The following is a 21,127-nucleotide window of genomic DNA, read 5'->3' as shown; positions in this document are numbered from 1 at the left end:
CCCCCCCCCCCCCCCCCCCCCCCCCCCCCCCCCCCCCCCCCCCCCCCCCCCCCCCCCCCCCCCCCCCCCCCCCCCCCCCCCCCCCCCCCACCCCCGGAGCTTCGCGGCAACAACGGCCACAATGGACGGGTGACCCACCCCGTAGACCTCGCCGCCGCCCTCCGGCCCCGTCCTCCCTCCCCCCTCCAGGAGATCGAGGACGAGCGGTTCGCCCGCCGGGGCGTGCGGCTGCTGCTCAAGCGGGACGATCTGATCCACCCGGAGCTCCCGGGCAACAAATGGCGCAAGCTGGCGCCGAATCTGCGGGCCGCGGCCGCGGCGGGTGAGCGGGCGCTGCTGACCTTCGGCGGCGCGTACTCCAACCATCTGCGGGCCACCGCCGCGGCCGGCCGGCTGCTCGGGTTCGCCACCATCGGCGTGGTCCGCGGCGACGAGCTGGCCGAGGCACCGCGCAACCCGTCGCTGGCCCGCTGCGCCGCCGACGGGATGCGGCTGCACTTCATCGACCGGGCCCGCTACCGCCGGCGGGCCGACCCGGAGGTGCTCGCCGAGCTGCGCGACCGCTTCGGCGCGTTCCGGCTCATACCGGAGGGCGGCAGCAACGCCCTTGCCGTAGAGGGCTGTACGGAGCTGGGCCGGGAGCTGCGCGGGGCCGCGGACACGGTCGCGGTGGCCTGCGGCACGGGCGGCACCCTCGCCGGGCTCGCCGCGGGGCTGGGGCCGGGGCAGCGCGCCCTGGGCTTCCCCGTATTGAAGGGCGGCCGGCCGCACTTCCTCCAGGAGACGGTCGGGGAACTACAGCGCGCGGCGTTCGGCGGCCCGCGCGGCGACTGGCGGCTGGAGGACCGCTTCCACTGCGGCGGATACGCCCGCAGCACCCCGGAACTCGACGCCTTCGCCACGGCCTTCGAGGACCGGCACGGCCTGCCGCTGGAGCGGGTCTACGTCGCCAAGCTGCTCCACGGGCTGACGACCCTGGCCGAGGAGGGCGCCTTCGCCCCCCGCAGCACCGTGGCCGCCGTGGTCACCGGCACCCCGTGAGCCACCCCCGGCCCGCGGCCCGCCTCCGCCGACCACGGCCCTGACCTGCACGGATCACCTGGCCGACGCATCTCGCGCAGCGCACGCTCCCCAGATGCCACGGCCCGGCCGGGACCGCGACGGCACCCGCCCTAGGAAGCCCCCTCCCGATACGCCGTGGCCTCCTCCAGGTCCAGTCGGCGCAGCAGCGTCCGCAGCATCTCGTCGTCGATCCCGCCGTCGTCCCGCAGCCGGACGAACACCCGCCGCTCGGCCTCGATCATTTCCCTGGCCAGCCGCCGGTAGGTCTCGTCGGCGGACTCCCCGGTGATCTCGTTGGCCGCGCCGAGCCGCTCCCACACGGAGTTGCGGCGGCGTTCCAAGACACTGCGCAACCGGTCGACGAGGGGCCCCGGCAGGGCGTTGCGCGGGTCCTGGAGGAGCTCTTCCAGGCGCTCCTCGGCGGCTCGCGAGGCCTCGTTCTGGGCCTGCGCCTCGGCGAGCGTCTCGGCCTGGGCGTCCGGTCGTGGCAGCTTCAGCGCACGGATCAGCGGCGGCAGGGTCAGCCCCTGGATGACGAGGGTGGCGATGACGGTGGTGAAGGTCAGGAAGAGCACCAGGTTGCGCGCCGGGAAGGACGCCCCGCCGTGCAGGGCGGCCGGGATGGAGAACGCGATGGCCAGCGACACCACCCCGCGCATCCCGGCCCAGCCGACGATGACCGGCGCGGTCCAGGTCACCTCCGGCTCGCGGGTGCGGATCCGGGCCGACAGCAGGCGCGGCAGAAACGTCGCGGGAAAGACCCACACGAACCGCGACAGGACCACGACGGCGAACAGCACGGCCGCGTACCCGAGGGCCTGCGCCCCGCTGAACTCCCCCAGTCCGCGCACCACGACGGGCAGCTGGAGCCCGATCAGCGCGAAGACCGCGGACTCCAGGATGAAGGAGACCATCTTCCAGACGGCGTCCTCCTGGAGCCGGGTCTCGAAGCCGACCTGCCAGGAGCGGTGCCCCAGGTAGAGGCCGACCACGACGACGGCGAGCACCCCGGAGGCGTGCAGCTGCTCGGCGGCGGCGTAGGCGACGAACGGGATGAGCAGCGAGAGGGTGTTCTCCAGGAGCGCCGACTCCCGCAGCCGGACGCGCAGCCAGTGCAGCGGCACCATGAGGAGGAGGCCGACGCCGATGCCTCCTACGGACGCGATGGCGAACTGCTTGATCCCGTCGCCCCAGGAGACGCCCGTCCCGAGCGCCGCGGCCACCAGGACCTTGTACGCGGTGATCGCGGTGGCGTCGTTGAACAGCGACTCGCCCTGAAGGATCGTGGTGATCCGGTGCGGCAGCCCGATTTTGCGGGCGATGGCGGTGGCCGCGACGGCGTCCGGCGGGGCGACGACGGCCCCCAGGACGAGGGCGGCGGTCAGCGGCAGCCCCGGGATGACGAGATAGGCCGCGTAGCCGACCACGAACGTCGCGAACAGCACATAGCCCACCGACAGCAGGGCCACCGGCCGCAGATTGGCCCGCAGCCCCAGATACGAGCTGTCCAGCGCCGCGGTGTGCAGCAGCGGCGGCAGCACCAGCGGCAGCACGATGTGCGGATCGAGGGTGTAGTCGGGGATGCCGGGGACGTAGGAGGCCGCGAGCCCGGCGGTGACCAGGAGCAGCGGCGCGGGGACCGGTGTACGGCGTGCCAGTCCGGCCACCGCCGCGCTCCCCGCGACCAGCAAAAACAGCGGCATGACAGCCATCGGCCCGTCCCGTCCCCGTACGCTTCACCGGGCATCCCGGCGATCTAACCTGGCCATCATGAGCGAGTGCACCCACGTTGCCGAATTGCCGCGCCCCGAACCGGCACCGCAGAGCGCCACCTGCCTGGAGTGCCTGGCCGTCGGCAGCCACCCCGTACAGCTGCGGCTGTGCCTGGCCTGCGGCCATGTCGGCTGCTGCGACTCCTCGCCGTTCCGGCACGCGACCAGGCACTTCGAGGAGACCGGCCATCCCGTGATGCGGACGTTCGAACCGGGTGGCTCCTGGCGCTGGTGCTTCACCGACCAGAAACTGGTGTGAAGCGATCACCGGCGTCCGTTTAGCCTTCACACATGATCCGCGAAGCGACACCCGACGATGTCCCCGTCATCCTGGCCATGATCGGCGAGCTGGCCGCGTACGAGCGCGCCCCCGAGGCCGCGCAGGCCACCGAGGCGCAGCTGAAGGAGGCCCTCTTCGGGCCGCAGCCGGCCGCCTTCGCACTGATCGCGGAGGACGGCGACGCCCCGGTGGGCTTTGCCCTGTGGTTCCGGAACTTCTCGACGTGGACGGGCACGCACGGTGTCTATCTGGAGGACCTCTACGTCCGCCCCGAGGCGCGCGGCGGCGGCCACGGCAAGGCCCTGCTCGCGGCCCTCGCGAAGATCTGTGTGGCCCGCGGCTATGAGCGTTTCGAGTGGTCAGTCCTGGATTGGAATGAACCGTCCATCGGTTTTTACCGGTCGATCGGCGCGCAGCCCATGGACGAATGGACGGTCTTCCGGCTCACTGGAAAAGCACTGCACCACCTCGCGGACGCTTCGCGCGTCAACGGAGCGTAATCGGTATCGATTTGACAGTGCACACCCCTAGCCACTGTCCGTACCCGTGGCTTTACAATCAGTGACAGCGAGGGTGCCGGGCGACCCGGGGCTGGATCGCCGCGCGGACTGGTACTCCTTCCGGGCGACACCGGCCCACAGATCGCGATAGCGTCACAGCCGAACCATGTGTCGCGCCGAATCGTTCTCCTTTCGTCCGAGGGGAGAAAAGTCCGGCGCGAATATCCCGAACAACGCGAATATCGCGCATTCCAGCTCAACCAGCTTGTGCCACCTTGGAGGTGAGGGTGTCCCAGATCGCAGGCGAGCCCGGGACTCAGGACTTCGTGGAAGTCCGTCTGCCCGCTGCGGGTGCCTACCTGTCCGTGCTGCGTACGGCCACGGCCGGGCTCGCAGCCCGCTTGGACTTCACCCTCGACGAGATCGAGGATCTGCGTATCGCGGTCGACGAGGCCTGCGCGATCCTCCTGCAACAGGCCGTCCCCGGCAGTGTGCTGAGCTGCGTCTTCCGCCTCATCGATGACGCACTTCAGGTCACCGTGTCGGCCCCGACGACCGACGGCCGCGCCCCGGAGCGCGACACCTTCGCCTGGACGGTGCTCTCCGCACTCGCCGGCAAGGTCGATTCCACCGTCTCCGAGGACCAAACGGTCACCATCAGTCTGTACAAGGAGCGCGGCGCCGGTCCCGGACCGTCATGACCGAACAGGGGGCCCCGTGAAAGATCTCGAACGCGGCGGGAGGATGGCGCGCAGTGCGACCATCCCCGAGCAGCAGGCCCGGCCGCATCCGGTGGGCGTAGACGACCACGGCGGCCGGTTGGACGCGGCGGAGCAGGCAGAGCGGGCGGACCACATGGAGCAGAGCGAGCAGCCGGGGCAGCAGGCGCAGCAGCACGATGCGCCGGCCCCCGACGACAAGCAGCAGGATCAACAGCATTCCCAGGAGCCGCAGGACCGCAGCGGCGCCCGGGCGATGTTCTATGAGCTGCGCAAGCTGCCCGACGGCTCCCCGGAGCGTGCGGAGCTGCGCAACACCCTCGTTCGTATGCACCTCCCGCTCGTCGAGCATCTGGCCCGCCGGTTCCGTAACCGTGGCGAGCCGCTGGACGATCTGACCCAGGTCGCCACCATCGGTCTGATCAAGTCCGTCGACCGCTTCGACCCGGAGCGCGGCGTGGAGTTCTCCACGTACGCCACCCCCACCGTGGTCGGCGAGATCAAGCGGCACTTCCGCGACAAGGGCTGGGCGGTCCGCGTCCCGCGTCGCCTCCAGGAGCTGCGGCTGTCGCTGACCACCGCGACCGCCGAGCTGTCCCAGCGGCACGGCCGGGCGCCCACGGTGCATGAGCTGGCCGAGCATCTGGCGATCTCCGAGGAGGAGGTCCTGGAGGGCCTGGAGTCCGCCAACGCCTACAGCACCCTCTCCCTGGACGTCCCGGACACCGACGACGAGTCCCCGGCGGTCGCCGACACCCTCGGTGCCGAGGACGAGGCGCTGGAGGGCGTGGAGTACCGCGAGTCCCTCAAGCCGCTGCTGGAGGATCTCCCGCCGCGGGAGAAGAAGATCCTGCTGCTGCGCTTCTTCGGCAATATGACCCAGTCGCAGATCGCGCAGGAGGTCGGCATCTCCCAGATGCATGTCTCCCGCCTCCTGGCCCGCACTCTGGCCCAGCTGCGCGACAAGCTCCTCGTCGAGGAGTGAACGGCGCACACATGCGGTGGGCGGGGCCTTCGAAGGCCCCGCCCACCGTGCGTTCCAGGGATCTGCCGGGCCGGAACCCGCGACGCGCGCCCCGCCCTCTCCTCAGGGCGTCTCGCGTGGCCCGATACCCAGCGCCTCGGTGGCCGTCGGGTTGACCAGCAGCACGAGCACGACCAGCGCGGCCACGGCCAGTCCGATACCGGCCGCGATCAGCGCACCGCCGCCGTTGACCAGCGTCCAGGCCACCGGCAGCGCCACGATCTGGGTGATCAGCGAGGGGCCGCGGCTCCAGCGGCGGCGCAGCCACAGCCCCCGGGCGGCCACCAGCGGCAGCACGGCGAGCGCGAGGACGGTGAGCCCGCCCATCTCCGCCTGCTGCGGGCTGTCCGGCGAACCGGCGAGACCCATGATCAGCATGTAGCCGCCGAGGGCGGCCAGGGCGAGCCCTTCGACGGCGGTGAGGGCCGCCGCGGCGCTCAGCCGGGCAGGTCGCGGGCCGGTCGGCACGGTGGACGCGGTCGCGGTGGGGGCGCCGGCGGCTCGGGACGCGGACTGCTTCTGCTGACTGCTCACCCCAGCAGGGTAGCGCCGGCCGCCCCGACCTCCGGGGACGCCCCGGAGCCGGACGGGGCGTGAGGCCGGTACCCGCAGGTAGGTACGCTGCTGCATATGCGCGCACTTCTCGTGGTCAATCCCGCAGCAACCACCACCAGTGCCCGCACCCGTGACGTGCTGACCCACGCACTCGCCAGCGACCTCAAGTTGGAGGTCGCACAGACGCAGTACCGCGGGCACGCCCGTGATCTCGCCCAGGAGGCCACCGAGGGCGGCGAGACCGACCTGGTGGTGGCACTCGGCGGCGACGGCACGGTCAACGAGGTCGTCAACGGTCTGCTGGCCAACGGCCCCGATCCCGACTCGCACCCGCGGCTGGCGGTCGTCCCCGGCGGCTCCACCAATGTCTTCGCCCGCGCGCTCGGGCTCCCCAATGACGTCGTGGAGGCCACCGGCGCCCTGCTGGACGCGCTGCGCGACGGCAGTGAGCGGACGATCGGCCTCGGGCTCGCCGCGGGCACCCCGGGCAGCGAGGACGAGGGCGTACCGGAGCGCTGGTTCACCTTCTGCGCGGGCTTCGGATTCGATGCCGGCGTCGTCGGCCGGGTCGAGCAGCAGCGCGAACGCGGCAAGCGTTCGACCCACGCCCTGTATATGCGACAGGTCGTACGGCAGTTCCTGGTCGAGGCGAACCGCCGGCGGGGCATCCTCACCCTCGAACGCCCGGGCGGGACCGACGGCGGCGCGGAGACCGTCGAGAACCTGACGCTGGCCATAATCTGCAACACCGCCCCGTGGACCTACCTGGGCAACCGTCCGATCTACCCCTCCCCGGACGCCTCGTTCGACACGGCCCTGGATCTGTTCGCACTGAGCAAGCTCTCACCGTCCGCGGTGGCCCGCTATGCGACCCAGTTGCTGACGTCAACGCCCGAGCGCGGGCCCCATGGCAAACACGCCCTCTCACTTCACGACCTCACGAACTTCACCTTGCATTCGCAGGTTCCCCTGCCCTTCCAGATGGACGGTGACCACCTGGGACTGCGTACGAGTGTGACGTTCACAGGCGTACGCCGTGCACTGCGTGTGATTGTGTGAGCAGTAGGGCCCAAAGTCCTTTCACTCGAACGTTTAGACTGGTTTCCACCCCCTGGAATGACGGCTGTGAGCTAGGCGACACCAAGGATTCAAAAAAAAGTTTCCGGAAGGGGTTGTATCCGCCGCCGAGGTTTGCGAGTCTCTTCATGGCGATCGGGACGGCCGCTCTACCGGCCCCCTTGAGAGCCCGAATCCTCCTCCTCATTCCACAGGACCGCGCCAGTTCACGACTGGATTTCGGCCCTTCCCTTGTGGAGGGATTCGTGAAAGCGTTCACATTCACAAGCAACGATCCCGTCACACGAGGAGATGGAGCAGCCATGGACTGGCGTCACCGCGCCGTTTGCCGCGAGGAAGACCCCGAGCTCTTCTTCCCTATCGGCAACACCGGTCCTGCGCTGCTGCAGATCGAGGAAGCCAAGGCCGTCTGCCGCCGCTGCCCCGTCATGGAGCAGTGCCTGCAGTGGGCGCTCGAGTCCGGCCAGGACTCCGGCGTCTGGGGTGGTCTGAGCGAGGACGAGCGCCGCGCGATGAAGCGCCGTGCAGCTCGCAACCGGGCGCGCAACGCCAGCGCCTGAGCCAGCAGCCCCGTGGCCCCCGAGCCGCAGCGCGCAGTACACCCGATGCACCCCCGGCGCTGACAAGCCCGGTCGTTATCGCATCGACACAGCTTTGAGCCCCGGACCGCATGGTCCGGGGCTTCCTGCTGTTCAGGGCCGGTACGGGCGCGGCCGCCGGCCCCGGAATCTCAGTGCTGCTTCTCGGCACGCACCGGCACGTCGAGGATGACCTGCGTCCCGCGCTCGGGCGCCCGCACCATGTCGAACTTTCCGCCCAACTCCCCCTCAACCAGGGTCCGTACGATCTGGAGCCCCAGGTTTCCGGCGCGATGCGGATCGAAACCCTCGGGCAGACCGCGGCCGTTGTCCTGGACGGTGACCAGCAGCCGCGGCTCGGTACGGCTGCCGCCGCGCACCGCGCCGACCTCGACCACGCCCCGCTCCACCTGGTCGAAGGCGTGCTCCAGGGCGTTCTGCAGCACCTCGGTGAGCACCATCGACAGCGGGGTGGCCACCTCGGCGTCCAGGATGCCGAAGCGTCCGGTGCGGCGGGTGGTCACCTTGCCCGGGGAGATCTCCGCGACCATGGCCAGCACCCGGTCCGCGATCTCGTCGAACTCCACCCGTTCGTCGAGGGTCTGGGACAGCGTCTCGTGCACGATCGCGATCGAACCGACCCTGCGTACGGCCTCGTTGAGCGCCTCGCGGCCCTGTTCGGAATCCATCCGGCGGGACTGCAGCCGCAGCAGCGCGGCGACCGTCTGGAGATTGTTCTTCACCCGGTGGTGGATCTCCCGGATGGTGGCGTCCTTGGTGATCAGCTCCCGCTCGCGACGTCTCAGTTCGGTCACATCGCGCAGCAGGACCAGTGAACCGATGTGCGTCCCCTTGGGCTTGAGGGGAATGGCGCGCAACTGGATCACACCGTCGTCGCCCTCGACCTCGAACTCCCTGGGGGCCCAGCCGCTGGCGAGCTTGACCAGTGCCTCGTCCACGGGGCCGCGGGCGGGCGCCAGTTCGGCGGTGGCCTGGCCGAGATGGTGGCCCACCAGGTCGGCGGCGAGGCCGAGCCGGTGATAGGCGGAGAGGGCATTGGGACTGGCGTACTGGACGATGCCGTCCGCGTCGAGCCGGATCAGTCCGTCGCCGGCGCGCGGTGAGGCATCCATGTCGACCTGCTGGCCGGGGAAGGGAAACGTTCCGGCAGCGATCATCTGGGCGAGGTCGGAGGCGCTCTGGAGGTAGGTGAGCTCCAGCCGGCTGGGGGTGCGTACGGTCAGCAGATTGGTATTGCGGGCGATCACCCCGAGCACCCGGCCCTCGCGGCGCACCGGGATGGACTCGACCCGCACCGGGACCTCCTCCCGCCACTCCGGGTCGCCCTCGCGCACGATGCGGCCCTCGTCCAGGGCGGAGTCCAGCATCGGGCGGCGGCCCCGGGGAACGAGATGGCCGACCATGTCGTCCTGGTAGGAGGTGGGCCCCGTATTGGGCCGCATCTGGGCCACCGATACATAGCGGGTGCCATCGAGAGTGGGCACCCACAGCACAAGATCGGCGAAGGAGAGGTCGGAGAGCAGCTGCCACTCCGAGACCAGCAGATGGAGCCACTCGAGGTCGGTGTCGCTCAGAGCGGTGTGCTGGCGTACGAGATCGTTCATGGAGGGCACGTCTTGGAGCCTACCGGCGTACGGTGTATGTGTTGTATCTGCACGGGCATGGACAAGTGAGAATGGTCTAGTCCAGAATTCAGCAAAGACCTCCGCCCTCCCCGCACAGGAGAGCGGAACGAGGCCGAAGGCGCTCTCTGCCCTGACTGCGCCGTTGGCCTCCGATCGACCGGTCCCAGGACGGGATGCTCCCCTACCGCACACAGGGGCGCCGCCCGCCGTTGGACGGGATCGGCCGATGTCAGCTCCGGGCTGCGGTGCCGGACAGGTTGAGGGTCCTGTCCCGGCGCCGCGGCCCGCGGGTGCTTCCGGGGGTCTTCAGCGGACCTCCCCGCCCGTCTTCCGCGGCCACGCCTTGAGCGCCAGCTCGGCGATCGCCTCCAGCTCCGTCCGCTCCGCGCCGTCGCGCGCCTGCTGGGACATGCCCTGGATGACGGCGCCGGTGTAGGCGGCCAGCGCGCCGGCGTCGGTATCAGGGGGCAGTTCGCCGGAGGCGATGTCCGCACGGATGGCGCCGGCGATCTCCCGGACGTTCGACAGCCTCATCTCCCGCAGGGAGTCGGCGACTTCGGCCGATGCGGGCGAGATGTTCAGGGCGGCGCTGATGACCAGGCAGCCGCGGGGGCGGCCGGGCAGGGTGTATTCGGCCGCGGCCTCGCGCAGGGCCCGTTCGACGCCCCGGCGGGCGGTCGACTCCTCGGCCACGGCGCGGGTGAGGAAGCCTCCGTAGAGCCGGCCGTACTCGGCCACGACCTCGCCGAACAGGGCCCGCTTGTCGCCGAAGGCGGCGTAGAGGCTGGGGGCGCTGATGCCCATGGCGCGGGTGAGGTCGGAGATCGAGGTGGCCTCGTAGCCCCGCTCCCAGAAGGACCGGACCGCCTGTTCCAGGGCCGTCTCGCGGTCGAAGGACCGGGGCCGCCCGCGCTGTTTCGTCTCCTTGGTCGCCATGGGAAGAATTTTATAGCGGGCGGTACGGAACACGTGCTACGGTTTTTTGTAACGAGCGATATATAAATCGTTCGGTGCGGGAGCGCGCACGTCGGTGCACGTCGGGCGCGCATCCGCATACGTCAGGGGACATCCGCACGGGGATCGGGAGGGGCACTGCCATGACTGCGCTCAGCGGCAAGACGGCACTGGTGACAGGCGGAAGCAGGGGGATCGGCCGGGCCATCTCGGAACGGCTCGCCAGGGAGGGCGCGCGGGTCGGCGTGCATTACGGACGGGACGCGACCGCGGCCAAGGAGACGGTCGCGGCGATCGAGGGAAACGGGGGTCAGGCCTTCGCGCTCCAGGCCGAGCTGGGGGTGCCGGGGGACGCCGAAGCACTGTGGGCCGCCTTCGACGCGCAGGCCGAAGGGCTGGACATCCTGGTCAACAACGCCGGGATCAACAAGGCCGTCGACGGCACCTTGAAGCGGATCGAGGCGGTGACGCCGGAGGACTTCGACGCCCTCTTCGCGGTCAACACCAAGGCGCCGTTCTTCATCGCCCAGCAGGCGCTGCCCCGGCTGCGGGACGGCGGCCGGATCATCAACACCTCGACCGGTCTGACGCGGGGCGCGGCCAAGCCCGAGTTGATCGCGTACGCCATGACCAAGGGTGCGATCGACGTCTTCACCTCGACCCTCGCCAAGGACCTGGGCCCGCGCGGGATCACGGTCAACGCGGTGGCGCCCGGCGCGGTGAACACCGACATGAATGCCGGATGGCTGCGCGGGGAGGCCAATGCCGCGGCGCGGCAGCGGGTCAGCGAGATATCCCCGCTGGGCCGGGTCGCGGACGCCACCGACATCGGCGACATCGTGGCTTTCCTCGCCTCGGACGACAGTCGCTGGGTGACGGGGCAGTGGATCGACGCGACGGGCGGGGCGCTGCTCTGACGGAGTGCCGTACGGCGGTGGAGGCTGCCGGTGCGGGCTGCCGGCCGGGGGCTGGCGGAGGCCGGAAAACTTGACCGGCCGTTCGGATGTGGCGACGGGTTCCTGGGGTCACCCTCTGCTAGATTGGTCTATACCACATGGATCATTCTCCAGAACGGCAGGCCAAGCGTGGAAGTTGTCATCGTTCCGGATGCCGTGGCGGGCGGCGAGCTGATCGCGGAGGCCATCGCCACCCTGGTGCGCCGTAAGCCCGACGCGCTGCTCGGTGTGGCCACCGGCTCCACCCCGTTGCCCATCTACGAGGCGCTGGCGGCGAAGGTCCGGGCCGGCGACGTGGACGCCTCGCGGGCGCGCATCTGCCAGCTCGACGAGTACGTCGGACTGCCGGCCGGACACCCCGAGTCCTACCGTTCGGTGGTCCTGCGCGAGGTGGTCGAACCGCTCGGCCTCGCCGAGGAGTCCTTCATGGGCCCGGATGGTGCGGCGGAGGATGTGCAGGCCGCCTGTGAGGCGTACGACCGTGCGCTGCGCGAGGCGGGTGGTGTGGACCTCCAGCTGCTCGGTATCGGCACGGACGGGCACATCGGCTTCAACGAGCCCTGCTCCTCGCTGGCTTCGCGTACCCGCATCAAGACGCTGACCCGGCAGACCCGGGAGGACAACGCCCGGTTCTTCGACAGCCTCGACGAGGTGCCGCACCACGTCATCACCCAGGGCATCGGCACGATCCTGGAGGCCCGCCATCTGGTGCTGCTCGCCACCGGCGAGGGCAAGGCCGACGCGGTGGCCCATGCCGTCGAGGGCCCGGTCGCCGCGCTGGTCCCGGCCTCGGCGCTCCAGCTCCACCCGCATGCGACGGTCGTCGTGGACGAGGCCGCGGCCGCCAAGCTGAAGCTCGCGGACTACTTCCGCGCCACGTATGCGGCGAAGCCGGAGTGGCAGGGCCTGTAGGCCCTGCCGGGGGGGACGGGCAACGGCAGGGGGCCGCACAGACCAGGCGCCCCGTGCCACCGTGCCCCGGCCCGGCGGCGGCGTCTGATCACCCGTCGGGGGACGACCTCCGGCCCGTGAGGGCCTCGGCAGCGGCCTGGGCGCAGACGCGGGCCGCGCCGTGGGTGGCGAGGTGGGGGGCGCCCCGGGGTGGGGCCTGGGGGACGCCCATTTCGATGACGGCGGTGTCGGGGCGGGCGGCGAGGAGGGCGTGGAGCGCGTCGGCCATCCAGGGGTGGCGGTGAACATCGCGGACCACGGCGACGAGGCGGCGGTCGGCGGCGGCCGTGAGCAGGCCATCGACCAGGGCGGCGGTACCGGCCGCGGCGGCGGCCTCGCCGGTGCAGGTGGCGGTCTCGGTGCCCGGGAGCAGGCGGGCCAGTTCGGCGGCGACGCCCCAGGGGGTCTCGTCGCCCACGGCGATGTTGGCGAGGGGGGTGAAGGCAGCGACGTAGACGGGCTCGGTCAGGGGCCGGTACGGGCCGGCGGCGGTGACGCGCAGGGCGCGCCGGGCCGCGGTGAGGCCGATGCCGGGAGCGGGCGCGACCCCCTCCCCCACGCCCGTGTTCCGGGCCCGGCCGGCCAGGGCGCGCACCCGTGCCGCGGCGTCGGCGAGCCGCTGCTCCGGCAGTTCGCCCTCGCGCACCGCCCGCACCAGGGCGTCACGCAGCCGCAGCACGATGCCCTCGTCCGCCAGCCCGCCCCCCACACAGATGGCGTCGGCACCGGCCGCGAGGGCGAGCACGCTGCCGCGCTCGATGCCGTAGGTGGCGGAGATGGCCTGCATCTCCATCCCGTCGGTGACGATCAGCCCGTCGAAGCCGAGGCCGCCCTCGGCTTCGGGGGCCCGCAGCAGACCGTGCAGCGCGGCCGGGCTGAGCGTGGCCGGGTGCTCGGCGTCCAGTGCGGGCAGCAGGATGTGGGCGCTCATCACGGCACGGGTGCCGGCGGCGACGGCGGCGCGGAACGGCACCAGTTCGCGTTCCTGGAGGGTGAGCAGACCGGCGGCGATACGCGGCAGATCGTGGTGCGAGTCGACGGCGGTGTCGCCATGGCCGGGGAAGTGCTTGGTGCAGGCGGCGACACCGGCGGACTGGAGGCCCTCGACGTAGGCGGCGGTGTGCCGGGCGACCAGCTGCGGGTCGGCGCCGAAGGAGCGGACGCCGATGACCGGGTTGGCGGGGTTGGAGTTGACGTCGGCGGAGGGGGCCCAGTTGAGGTTGATACCGCAGTCGGCCAGCCGGCGGCCGAGTTCGCGGGCGACCGCGCGGGTCAGCTCGGTGTCGTCGACGGCGCCGAGCGCATGGTTGCCGGGGAAGGAGGAGCCGCCGCGCACTTCGAGGCGGGTGACATCGCCGCCCTCCTCGTCGATGGCGACGATCAGTTCCTCGCGTTCGGCGCGCAACCGGCCGGTCAGCGCGGCGAGTTGGGCCGGGTCGGCGACATTGCGGCCGAAGAGGCCGACCGAGACCAGGCCCTCGCCGAGGCGCCGCAGCAGCCAGTCGGGCGGGGTGGTGCCGGTGAAGCCGGGCTGGAGGACGGCGAGGGCATCGCGGGTGAGGGTGCCGGCGGAGCGTACGGAGCGTACGAGAGGGGTCATGAGCTGCGTTATCCCTTCACTGCGCCGGAGGTGAGACCGCCGACCGCCTTGCGTTGCAGGAACAGGAAGAGGACCAGGATGGGGACTGCGAAGATCGAGGCGGCGGCCATGGTGGCACCCCAGTCGTCCCCGAACTGGGTCTGGAACTGCGAGAGCCACAGCGGCAGGGTGCCCGTGGCCGGTTCCTTGTTGAGGACCAGCACCAGCGGGAATTCGTTCCAGGCGGTGATGAATCCGAAGAGCGAGGTGGCCATCAGGCCGGGCGCCAGCAGCGGGAAGACCACCTTGAGGAACGCCTGGCGGCGCGAGCAGCCGTCGACCATCGCGGACTCCTCCAGCTCCCTGGGCACCGCGGCGACATAGCCCCGGAGCGTCAGCAGGGTGAAGGGCAGCACCATCAGCGTGTAGAAGCAGGTGAGCGGCAGCAGGCTGTTGAGCAGGTCCGCGTCCCGGACGATCAGGTAGATGGAGATCACCATGACCTCCCAGGGAGCCATCTGGGCGACCATGAACGTCAACAGGATGCCCTTTCGGCCCCGGAAGCGCATCCGGGTCAGCGCGAACGCCCCGCAGAGGGCGATCATCAGCGACAGGCCGACGGCGACGACGGTCACCAGCACCGAGTTGCCGGCCAGGATCCAGAAGTCCGGAGCGCGCACGGCCGTCGCGAAGTGTTCGAGGGTGCCGTGGAAGGGGAACCACACGGGGTCCTCGGTGATGATGTCCCGGGTCGGCTTGAAGGCCGTATTGAACATCCAGTAGACCGGGAAGAGGAAGCCGAGGGCGAGCACGGCCGCCGTGGCATTGGGCCAGACACGGCCGGCGAGAGAGTGCTTCACAGCTCGTTCTCCTCCTGCTTTTCCTGGGTGACCGTCAGCCGCAGGTAGTACGCGGTCATGACCAGCAGCACCACGATCGTCAGCAGCGAGATCGCGGCGCCCATGCCGAAGTGGAGGTTGCCGACGCCCTCGGTGAAGGCGTAGATCGGCAGTGTTTCGGTGAGCCGGTCGGGGCCGCCCTCGTTGATGGCGAAGATCTGCGGAAACGCCTTGAAGACCCAGATGACCTCCAGAAACGTCGTCGCGAGGAAGAACGGCTTGAGGAAGGGGAAGGTGACGGAGGTGAAGACCTTCCAGGTGCCGGCGCCGTCCATCCGGGCCGCTTCGTAGAGCTCCCTGGGGATGGTCGTGGTGGCGGCGTAGAGGTTGAGGGCCACGAAGGGCAGCGACTGCCAGACGATCAGTACGGTGATGACGAAGAACGTCGACAGCTGGCTTCCGACCCAGTCGTAGTGGGCCATGGAGTGCGCACCGAGCTTGTCCAGCAGCCAGTTGACGACGCCGTAGCGGGAGTCGAAGAGCCACTGGAAGACGGTGGTGGCGGCAATCGTCGGCATCGCCCAGGCGAGCACCAGCGCGGCGGAGAGCGTGAGGCGCATGGTCGTGCCGAGCCGTGCCAGCAGCAGGCCGATCAGCACGCCGAGAATCATGATCAGGGCGACATTGACGGCGGTGAAGACGAGGGTGCGCAGGGTGACCCGCCAGAACTGCTCACTGCCCAGGATCTCCTGGTAGTTGCCGATGCCGCGCCAGTCGGTGAGGTGCTGGATCAGCTCCTTCATATTGAGGTTCTGGAAGGAGAGCAGGAGGTTGCGGACCATCGGCCAGCCCAGGAAGACCGCGGTCGCCAGCAGGGCCGGCAGCAACAGGAGGTAGGGGGCACCGCGTGCGGCCCGCCGGCTGCCTCCGCCGCGCCGGATGGGCGGTGCGCCGCCCTTGCCGGTCCGCGGCGCGGTCTGCTCCACCGCTCCGTCGAGCTGCACTGCCATGGGCCCCTGCTCCCCCTCGTATCCCGTCAGAACTCGGTGCGTTCGCGGTGCCCGGGTGCCGGCCGGGGACGGCCGGCCGGCACCCGGCGCCCGGTGGGCGCTCCCCCGGGCGTCCGTTACTGCTGGGCGAGCCGTGCGTTGATCTCGGGCTCGACGTCCTTGGCGGCATCGGCCGGCGACTTACCGCCCAGAACAGCAGTCATATAGCTCTTGATCGGGTTCGGAATGTTCTCCACCGCGGCCCACTGGGGAATCAGCGGTGTGGTGCCCCCGGACTTCTCCGCCGCCGGCGCCGCGGCCGCCACGGCCGGATTCTCCTGTGCGGCACCGGCCAGGTCAGGGGACTTCGGAGCCCAGCCGGACTCCTTCACCATCTGCCGGTCGTTCTGCTTCGACAGGGCGACCTTCAGGAATTCCTTGGCGAGTTCCTGGTTCTTGCCCATTCCGGCGACGGCGAAGTTGGAGCCGCCGAGGAAAACCCCCTCCGGCTTGTCCGCGGTCTCCCCGGGGATGGTGAAGAAGCCGATGTCCTTCTTCATCTGCGGATTGGCCTTGAGGGCGGTGGCGGCCTCGTAGCCCATGGCGATGAGGGCGCCGGTACGGCCCTTGGCGAAGATCTCGGCCTGCTGTGGGGTGGCCTCGTCCTTGTTCTTGGGGGCGGTGCTGAAGGCCTGGTACTGCTGGTAGATGTCCATGGCCTTGGCGACCTTGGGATCGCCGAGGTTGGAGACCCATTTGCCGTTTTGCCGCTTTACGAGGTCGGCGCCGGTGCCGAGGGTCAGGCCGTCGAAGAAGTACCAGTTCTGGCCGGGGAGATACAGCGGCTCGGCGTCGGTCTTCTTCTTGATGGTGGCAAAGGCCCGGAAGAGCTCGCTGCGGGTCCGGGGAGTTTTCTTGAGGCCGGCCTCGGCCCAGATCTTCTTGTTGTACATCACCACCCGGTTTCCGGCGAACCACGGGAGTGCGTACTGCTTTCCGTCCACGAGCGACGCCTTGTTGAACGCGTCGTTCCAGTCAGCGCCGATCTCCTTCTTCAGATCGCCGAGTTCGGCCAGGGCACCGGCCTTGGCATAGGCGGCGGTCTGGGTGTTGCCGATTTCGACGACATCCGGCGGGGTATCCTCGGAAAGGGCGGTGCTCAGCTTCTGCTGAATTCCGTTCCACTGCTGGACCTTGAACTCGACGGTGGCGCCGGTCTTCTTCTTGAACTGCGCGGAGACCTGCTCGGTCCACTGCGCCGGATTCGAACCGTTCATCACCCAGACGGTCAGCTTCTGGCCCTTGAAACCGTCCGCGCCCGTCTTCGTGCCGCCGCCGGACCCACAGGCAGTGACACCCACCAGCATTCCCACGACCGCCGTCGCCGCCACGAGCCCACGCTTCATTGCGCTCTCCCCCCAAAGGCCGGGTGTGTGGTCTTTAATGGTTTAGACCAGTGCCCGCAGCTTGGCCTAGACCTTTAGGGGTGTCAAGGGTGTATAAGAGTCGCTGCCAGGTCCGTTACCTGACCGACATCCGGCGGGCCGGGGCCTGTAAGGAAGCACGGGAAACCCACCCGTGCCACGATGTGAGCCGCTACGTACGGAGGCGCCGGTGACGGCAGCACGACAGGAGTCGGAGAGGCGGGTCATGGACACGGACGGGGGCAGCAGTGCCGAGAGCGGCGGCACGCGGACCGCACGGGTGCCCAAGTACTACCGGCTCAAGCGGCACTTGCTGGAAATCACCGAGACCCTGCCGCCCGGCACCCCGGTCCCGCCCGAACGGACCCTCGCCACGGAGTTCGACACCTCGCGCACGACGGTGCGTCAGGCCCTCCAGGAGCTGGTGGTCGAGGGCCGACTGGAGCGCATCCAGGGCAAGGGCACCTTTGTCGCCAAGCCCAAGGTTTCCCAAGCCCTGCAACTGACCTCCTATACGGAGGACATGCGGGCCCAGGGCCTGGAGCCGACGTCCCAGCTGCTGGACATCGGCTATGTCACCGCGGACGACCGGCTCGCCGGCCTGCTGGACATCGCCACCGGCGGCCGGGTGCTGCGCATCGAACGGCTGCGGCTGGCCAGCGGTGAGCCGATGGCCATCGAGACCACCCATCTGTCGGCGAAGCGCTTCCCCGCGCTGCGCCGGAACCTCGTCAAGTACACCTCCCTCTACACCGCGCTGGCCGAGGTGTACGACGTCCGGCTGGCGGAGGCCGAGGAGACCATCGAGACCTCCCTCGCCACCCCGCGCGAGGCCGGCCTGCTGGGCACGGACGTCGGACTGCCGATGCTGATGCTCTCCCGGCACTCGCTCGACGCACAGGGGCAGCCGGTGGAGTGGGTGCGCTCGGTCTACCGCGGCGACCGCTACAAGTTCGTCGCCCGGCTGCAACGCCCCACGGACTGACCCACGACCCGCGCCGGGCGGACAGCGCTCCGCCCGGACTTCCCTTGCCCTGCCGCCGCCGGATCCGCCCCCTGGGGCCGGCGGCGCAGGTCGCGGCCGGGTGGATTCTTGATACCGATATGCGGACAGCTAGTGACGCGTGCCACTGCCCTGCCATAGATTTCCAGCCGATCGCACAGGAGACAGCCAGGGGACGGAGCCACGGTCATGACCCAGTCAGCCGCATCACCGGTTCGCAGACAGGTCGTCACGCCCACGCGTGTGGTGGCCGGACTCTGCCTGATCGCTCCGTTCGTGGCGATGCTGTGGGTGAGCTCGTACGCCAAGATCGAGCCGACGGTCATCGGGATCCCGTTCTTCTACTGGTACCAGATGCTGTGGGTGCTGATCTCGACCGCGCTCACCACCCTCGCCTACAAGCTCGTGCAGCGTGAGCAGCGCGCCCGCAAGGGCGGTGCGGACCAGTGACTCCCACGAGCGCGCTCGCCGCCTCCCAGACCCAGGGCATCAACGGCGTCGCCCTGGCCGTCTTCGTCTTCTTCTTCCTGGCCGTGACGGTCATGGGCTTCCTGGCCGCCCGCTGGCGCAAGGCCGAGGAGTCCGCCAACCTCGACGAATGGGGCCTGGGCGGCCGCAGTTTCGGCACCTGGGTGACGTGGTTCCTGCTGGGCGGGGACCTCTACACGGCTTACACGTTCGTGGCCGTCCCGGCGGCGATCTACGCGGCGGGCGCGGCCGGCTTCTTCGCCGTGCCGTACACGATCCTGGTCTACCCGCTGATCTTCACCTTCCTCCCCCGCCTGTGGTCGGTCTCGCACAAGCACGGCTACGTCACCACCTCCGACTTCGTCCGCGGCCGCTTCGGCTCCAAGGGCCTGTCGCTGGCCGTGGCGCTCACCGGCATCCTGGCCACGATGCCGTACATCGCCCTCCAACTGGTCGGCATCCAGGCCGTCCTGGACGTGATGGGCATCGGCGGGGGCGAGCACACCAACTGGTTCGTCAAGGACCTGCCGCTGCTGATCGCGTTCGCCGTGCTGGCCGCGTACACCTACTCCTCGGGGCTGCGGGCGCCGGCGCTGATCGCGTTCGTCAAGGACGGGCTGATCTACCTCGTCATCGCGGTGGCGATCATCTACATCCCGATCAAGCTGGGCGGCTTTGACGCGATCTTCGACTCGGCCGGCAAGGCGCTGGCCCAGCCCGGTGCCGTGCCCGGCAAACCGCGCGGTGAGCTGATCAGCGGCCCCAACGCCCAGTGGGCGTACGCGACCCTGGCGCTCGGCTCGGCGCTGGCGCTCTTCATGTACCCGCACTCGATCACCGCGACGCTGTCCTCGCGCAGCCGCAATGTGATCCGCCGCAACACCACCATCCTGCCGCTGTACTCCCTCATGCTGGGCCTGCTGGCGCTGCTCGGCTTCATGGCGATCAAGGCCGGCACGGACATCCAGGGCAACCCGCAGCTGGCCATCCCGCAGCTGTTCGAGGACATGTTCCCGAGCTGGTTCTCCGGTGTGGCGTTCGCCGCGATCGGCATCGGCGCGCTGGTTCCCGCGGCCATCATGTCGATCGCCGCGGCCAACCTCTTCACCCGCAACGTCTACAAGGACTTCCTCAAGCCGGGCGCCACGCCCGAGCAGGAGCACAAGGTCGCCAAGCTGGTCTCGCTGCTGGTGAAGGTCGGCGCGCTGGTCTTCGTCCTCACCATGGACAAGACCGTCGCGATCAACTTCCAGCTGCTGGGCGGCATCTGGATCCTGCAGACCATGCCGTCCCTGGTCGGCGGCCTCTTCACCCGCTGGTTCCACCGCTGGGCGCTGCTGGCCGGCTGGGCGGTCGGCATGCTCTACGGCACGCTCGCGGCCTACGGCGTCGCCAGCCCGACCCAGAAGCACTTCGGCGGCTCCAGCGCGGAGATCCCCGGCATCGGCGAGATCGGCTACATCGGCCTGACCGCGTTCGTACTGAACGTCGTGGTCACCGTCGTCCTCACCTTCGCCCTGAAGGCCGCCAAGGCCCCCGAAGGCATCGACGAGACCAGCCCCGCCGACTACACGGCGGACGCCGGCGACGAGGGCGTCGCCGTCGAACTCCCGCCGGCCACGGAAAAGGCACCGGCGGGGCACTGAGCCACCGGCCGGCCGGCTTCCGGCAACGGGCCGTCGCGTTCCCCCGGGACGCGGCGGCCCGTTGCCGTTCGCCGTTCAGTTCACCCAGTTCTTCAGCTGCTCGGTTTCGAGGGTGATGCCTACGGGGTCGGGGAGGTGGAGGGGCTTGCCGTACGGGACGGTGCGGACGTCCTCGTAGCGGGTGCCGTCGGGTTCGCTGTAGAGCGACACCTGGCATTCCTGCCGGTCGATGAGCAGATAGAGCGGGATACCGGCTCCCGCGTACGCACGGGGCTTCTCCACGCGATCACGCTGGTGCGTGTCGGAGTCGGAGGACGTGACCTCGACAACCATCAACACCGGCTCAGGGTCGACCCATTCCCCCTGGCCGGCAAAGGCACCACTGACGGAGAGTGCCCCGTCCGGCCGGGCCCGGCCACCGCGGTACTCCTCCGCCTTGAGTCCCTGATCCGGGTAGAGCCACAGCTCAGGTCGTGACTGAATGCAGATGCGTGTCAGCCACTCGATGATCCGACCGTGATCCCCGTCCGGTATGGGCTTGCTCTTGACCTTCCCGTCGATGAGTTCCAATCGCGCGCCTTCTTCCAGGCGGGCGAGTATCCGGGCGGCCTCTTCGAAATGCTCGGCCTCCATGATGTGTGGCCGGTCGGCGAGCGCGGCCATGAGGCCTTCTCCTTCTTCCACGGGACGGAACAAAGAACTGTCACCGACCATAGCCGAGGCCACTGACAGACACTGTGTGATCACTCACGACACACTAGATGTGGGGGTGCACTTGAGGGGCCACCCCCACATGTATGCTCGTCCTCGCTGTCGCCGCAGGGGAATCCGGTGGGAATCCGGAACTGTCCCGCAACGGTGTAGGAGCGCGCTCGGCCGGGCGGATACCGGCCCTGGGCGCGTGCCCGTGTAGTCCGAGGACCTGCCGACGGTACGTCCGCACCGCAAGGGGTGCGGTCGTCGATACGTCCGGGCCCCGAGGGTTGGGCCGGTGGACGCCGCGCGGTGTGCCCGCGCACCCCTGCGCGTCATGGGGTGCCGCATGCCCGCGTGCGCCCGTCGCGTCCCTCCCTCCCGGCCCCCGCCGAGTGAGGGAGAGCATCGC

General features: G+C 69.9%; 21 protein-coding genes and 1 riboswitch. Of the genes, 12 read left to right on the top strand and 9 right to left on the bottom strand.

From position 1 onward, the window contains the following. Nucleotides 1-129: 129 nt before the first annotated feature. Nucleotides 130-1,041, top strand: a complete 912-nt coding sequence (locus ACZ4XD_RS32150) for a 1-aminocyclopropane-1-carboxylate deaminase/D-cysteine desulfhydrase (protein ID WP_468047912.1) — start codon at nucleotides 130-132, stop codon at nucleotides 1,039-1,041. A gap of 131 nt (nucleotides 1,042-1,172) precedes the next feature. Here the strand turns inward: ACZ4XD_RS32150 and ACZ4XD_RS32145 are convergent, their stop codons facing one another. Further along, nucleotides 1,173-2,774, bottom strand: coding sequence for a Na+/H+ antiporter (locus ACZ4XD_RS32145; protein ID WP_468047910.1), 1,602 nt, complete (start codon nucleotides 2,772-2,774; stop codon nucleotides 1,173-1,175). Nucleotides 2,775-2,832: 58 nt separating this feature from the next. On the opposite strand from ACZ4XD_RS32145, the gene ACZ4XD_RS32140 reads away from it, so the two are divergent. The 4 genes from ACZ4XD_RS32140 to ACZ4XD_RS32125 all read left to right on the top strand — a co-directional run bounded on the left by ACZ4XD_RS32140 (nucleotide 2,833) and on the right by ACZ4XD_RS32125 (nucleotide 5,318). Then, nucleotides 2,833-3,093: a UBP-type zinc finger domain-containing protein gene (locus ACZ4XD_RS32140; RefSeq protein ID WP_042148536.1), complete on the top strand. Its 261-nt coding sequence runs from the start codon at nucleotides 2,833-2,835 to the stop codon at nucleotides 3,091-3,093. Nucleotides 3,094-3,125: 32 nt separating this feature from the next. Continuing rightward, complete coding sequence (locus ACZ4XD_RS32135; protein ID WP_468047908.1) at nucleotides 3,126-3,614, top strand: GNAT family N-acetyltransferase; 489 nt, start codon at nucleotides 3,126-3,128, stop codon at nucleotides 3,612-3,614. 287 nt (nucleotides 3,615-3,901) lie between these two features. After that, nucleotides 3,902-4,315: an ATP-binding protein gene (locus ACZ4XD_RS32130; RefSeq protein WP_042148531.1), complete on the top strand. Its 414-nt coding sequence runs from the start codon at nucleotides 3,902-3,904 to the stop codon at nucleotides 4,313-4,315. A gap of 43 nt (nucleotides 4,316-4,358) precedes the next feature. Next, nucleotides 4,359-5,318, top strand: a complete 960-nt coding sequence (locus ACZ4XD_RS32125) for an RNA polymerase sigma factor SigF (protein ID WP_468047920.1) — start codon at nucleotides 4,359-4,361, stop codon at nucleotides 5,316-5,318. A 102-nt stretch (nucleotides 5,319-5,420) separates the two neighbouring features. Here ACZ4XD_RS32125 and ACZ4XD_RS32120 read toward each other — a convergent pair whose 3' ends face one another. Further along, nucleotides 5,421-5,891 (bottom strand): hypothetical protein, encoded by a 471-nt coding sequence (locus ACZ4XD_RS32120; protein ID WP_042149893.1) that lies wholly within the window; start codon nucleotides 5,889-5,891, stop codon nucleotides 5,421-5,423. A gap of 96 nt (nucleotides 5,892-5,987) precedes the next feature. Here ACZ4XD_RS32120 and ACZ4XD_RS32115 point away from each other — a divergent pair, with 96 nt between their 5' ends. Together ACZ4XD_RS32115 and ACZ4XD_RS32110 are read left to right on the top strand one after the other, a co-directional pair. Continuing rightward, nucleotides 5,988-6,971 (top strand): diacylglycerol/lipid kinase family protein, encoded by a 984-nt coding sequence (locus tag ACZ4XD_RS32115; RefSeq protein WP_468047905.1) that lies wholly within the window; start codon nucleotides 5,988-5,990, stop codon nucleotides 6,969-6,971. 320 nt (nucleotides 6,972-7,291) lie between these two features. Further along, nucleotides 7,292-7,549, top strand: coding sequence for a WhiB family transcriptional regulator (locus ACZ4XD_RS32110; protein ID WP_003983230.1), 258 nt, complete (start codon nucleotides 7,292-7,294; stop codon nucleotides 7,547-7,549). 170 nt (nucleotides 7,550-7,719) lie between these two features. On the opposite strand, the gene ACZ4XD_RS32105 is transcribed toward ACZ4XD_RS32110, so the two are convergent. Then, nucleotides 7,720-9,192: a sensor histidine kinase gene (locus ACZ4XD_RS32105; RefSeq protein WP_386686526.1), complete on the bottom strand. Its 1,473-nt coding sequence runs from the start codon at nucleotides 9,190-9,192 to the stop codon at nucleotides 7,720-7,722. A 327-nt stretch (nucleotides 9,193-9,519) separates the two neighbouring features. Beyond that, on the bottom strand, nucleotides 9,520-10,149 hold the full coding sequence (locus ACZ4XD_RS32100; protein WP_468047902.1) for a TetR/AcrR family transcriptional regulator: 630 nt from the start codon (nucleotides 10,147-10,149) through the stop codon (nucleotides 9,520-9,522). A gap of 161 nt (nucleotides 10,150-10,310) precedes the next feature. Here ACZ4XD_RS32100 and ACZ4XD_RS32095 point away from each other — a divergent pair, with 161 nt between their 5' ends. Next, nucleotides 10,311-11,084 (top strand): SDR family oxidoreductase, encoded by a 774-nt coding sequence (locus ACZ4XD_RS32095; RefSeq protein ID WP_468047899.1) that lies wholly within the window; start codon nucleotides 10,311-10,313, stop codon nucleotides 11,082-11,084. A gap of 168 nt (nucleotides 11,085-11,252) precedes the next feature. Next, entirely contained in the window at nucleotides 11,253-12,035 is a 783-nt protein-coding gene (gene nagB, locus ACZ4XD_RS32090; RefSeq protein ID WP_042148508.1) for a glucosamine-6-phosphate deaminase, read from the top strand. 88 nt (nucleotides 12,036-12,123) lie between these two features. Here nagB and ACZ4XD_RS32085 read toward each other — a convergent pair whose 3' ends face one another. The 4 genes from ACZ4XD_RS32085 to ACZ4XD_RS32070 form a co-directional block, all read right to left on the bottom strand. Then, nucleotides 12,124-13,674, bottom strand: a complete 1,551-nt coding sequence (locus ACZ4XD_RS32085; protein ID WP_468047896.1) for a glycoside hydrolase family 3 protein — start codon at nucleotides 13,672-13,674, stop codon at nucleotides 12,124-12,126. Nucleotides 13,675-13,682: 8 nt separating this feature from the next. Further along, nucleotides 13,683-14,513: a carbohydrate ABC transporter permease gene (locus ACZ4XD_RS32080; RefSeq protein WP_468047894.1), complete on the bottom strand. Its 831-nt coding sequence runs from the start codon at nucleotides 14,511-14,513 to the stop codon at nucleotides 13,683-13,685. Further along, nucleotides 14,510-15,502 (bottom strand): carbohydrate ABC transporter permease, encoded by a 993-nt coding sequence (locus ACZ4XD_RS32075; RefSeq protein ID WP_468047892.1) that lies wholly within the window; start codon nucleotides 15,500-15,502, stop codon nucleotides 14,510-14,512. The genes ACZ4XD_RS32080 and ACZ4XD_RS32075 overlap by 4 nt, the downstream gene beginning before the upstream one ends. A gap of 116 nt (nucleotides 15,503-15,618) precedes the next feature. After that, the gene (locus tag ACZ4XD_RS32070; protein WP_468047890.1) at nucleotides 15,619-16,887 is read right to left on the bottom strand and encodes an extracellular solute-binding protein; all 1,269 of its coding nucleotides are present in this window, start codon (nucleotides 16,885-16,887) and stop codon (nucleotides 15,619-15,621) included. 244 nt (nucleotides 16,888-17,131) lie between these two features. On the opposite strand from ACZ4XD_RS32070, the gene ACZ4XD_RS32065 reads away from it, so the two are divergent. The 3 genes from ACZ4XD_RS32065 (at nucleotide 17,132) to mctP (ending at nucleotide 20,022) form a co-directional block, all read left to right on the top strand. Beyond that, nucleotides 17,132-17,890, top strand: coding sequence for a GntR family transcriptional regulator (locus ACZ4XD_RS32065; protein WP_251085912.1), 759 nt, complete (start codon nucleotides 17,132-17,134; stop codon nucleotides 17,888-17,890). Nucleotides 17,891-18,097: 207 nt separating this feature from the next. Beyond that, entirely contained in the window at nucleotides 18,098-18,358 is a 261-nt protein-coding gene (locus ACZ4XD_RS32060) for a DUF3311 domain-containing protein (protein ID WP_468047888.1), read from the top strand. Nucleotides 18,359-18,396: 38 nt separating this feature from the next. Then, on the top strand, nucleotides 18,397-20,022 hold the full coding sequence (mctP, locus tag ACZ4XD_RS32055) for a monocarboxylate uptake permease MctP (RefSeq protein WP_468047917.1): 1,626 nt from the start codon (nucleotides 18,397-18,399) through the stop codon (nucleotides 20,020-20,022). 75 nt (nucleotides 20,023-20,097) lie between these two features. Here the strand turns inward: mctP and ACZ4XD_RS32050 are convergent, their stop codons facing one another. Beyond that, entirely contained in the window at nucleotides 20,098-20,685 is a 588-nt protein-coding gene (locus ACZ4XD_RS32050) for a Uma2 family endonuclease (protein WP_468047886.1), read from the bottom strand. 128 nt (nucleotides 20,686-20,813) lie between these two features. Beyond that, a riboswitch (cobalamin riboswitch) is annotated at nucleotides 20,814-20,966 on the top strand. Nucleotides 20,967-21,127 lie beyond the last annotated feature (161 nt).

This window comes from Streptomyces sp. NPDC029466 (assembly GCF_055574515.1).
Note: the sequence above shows the minus strand (reverse complement) of the source record. Positions and strands in the feature narration are given on the sequence as shown.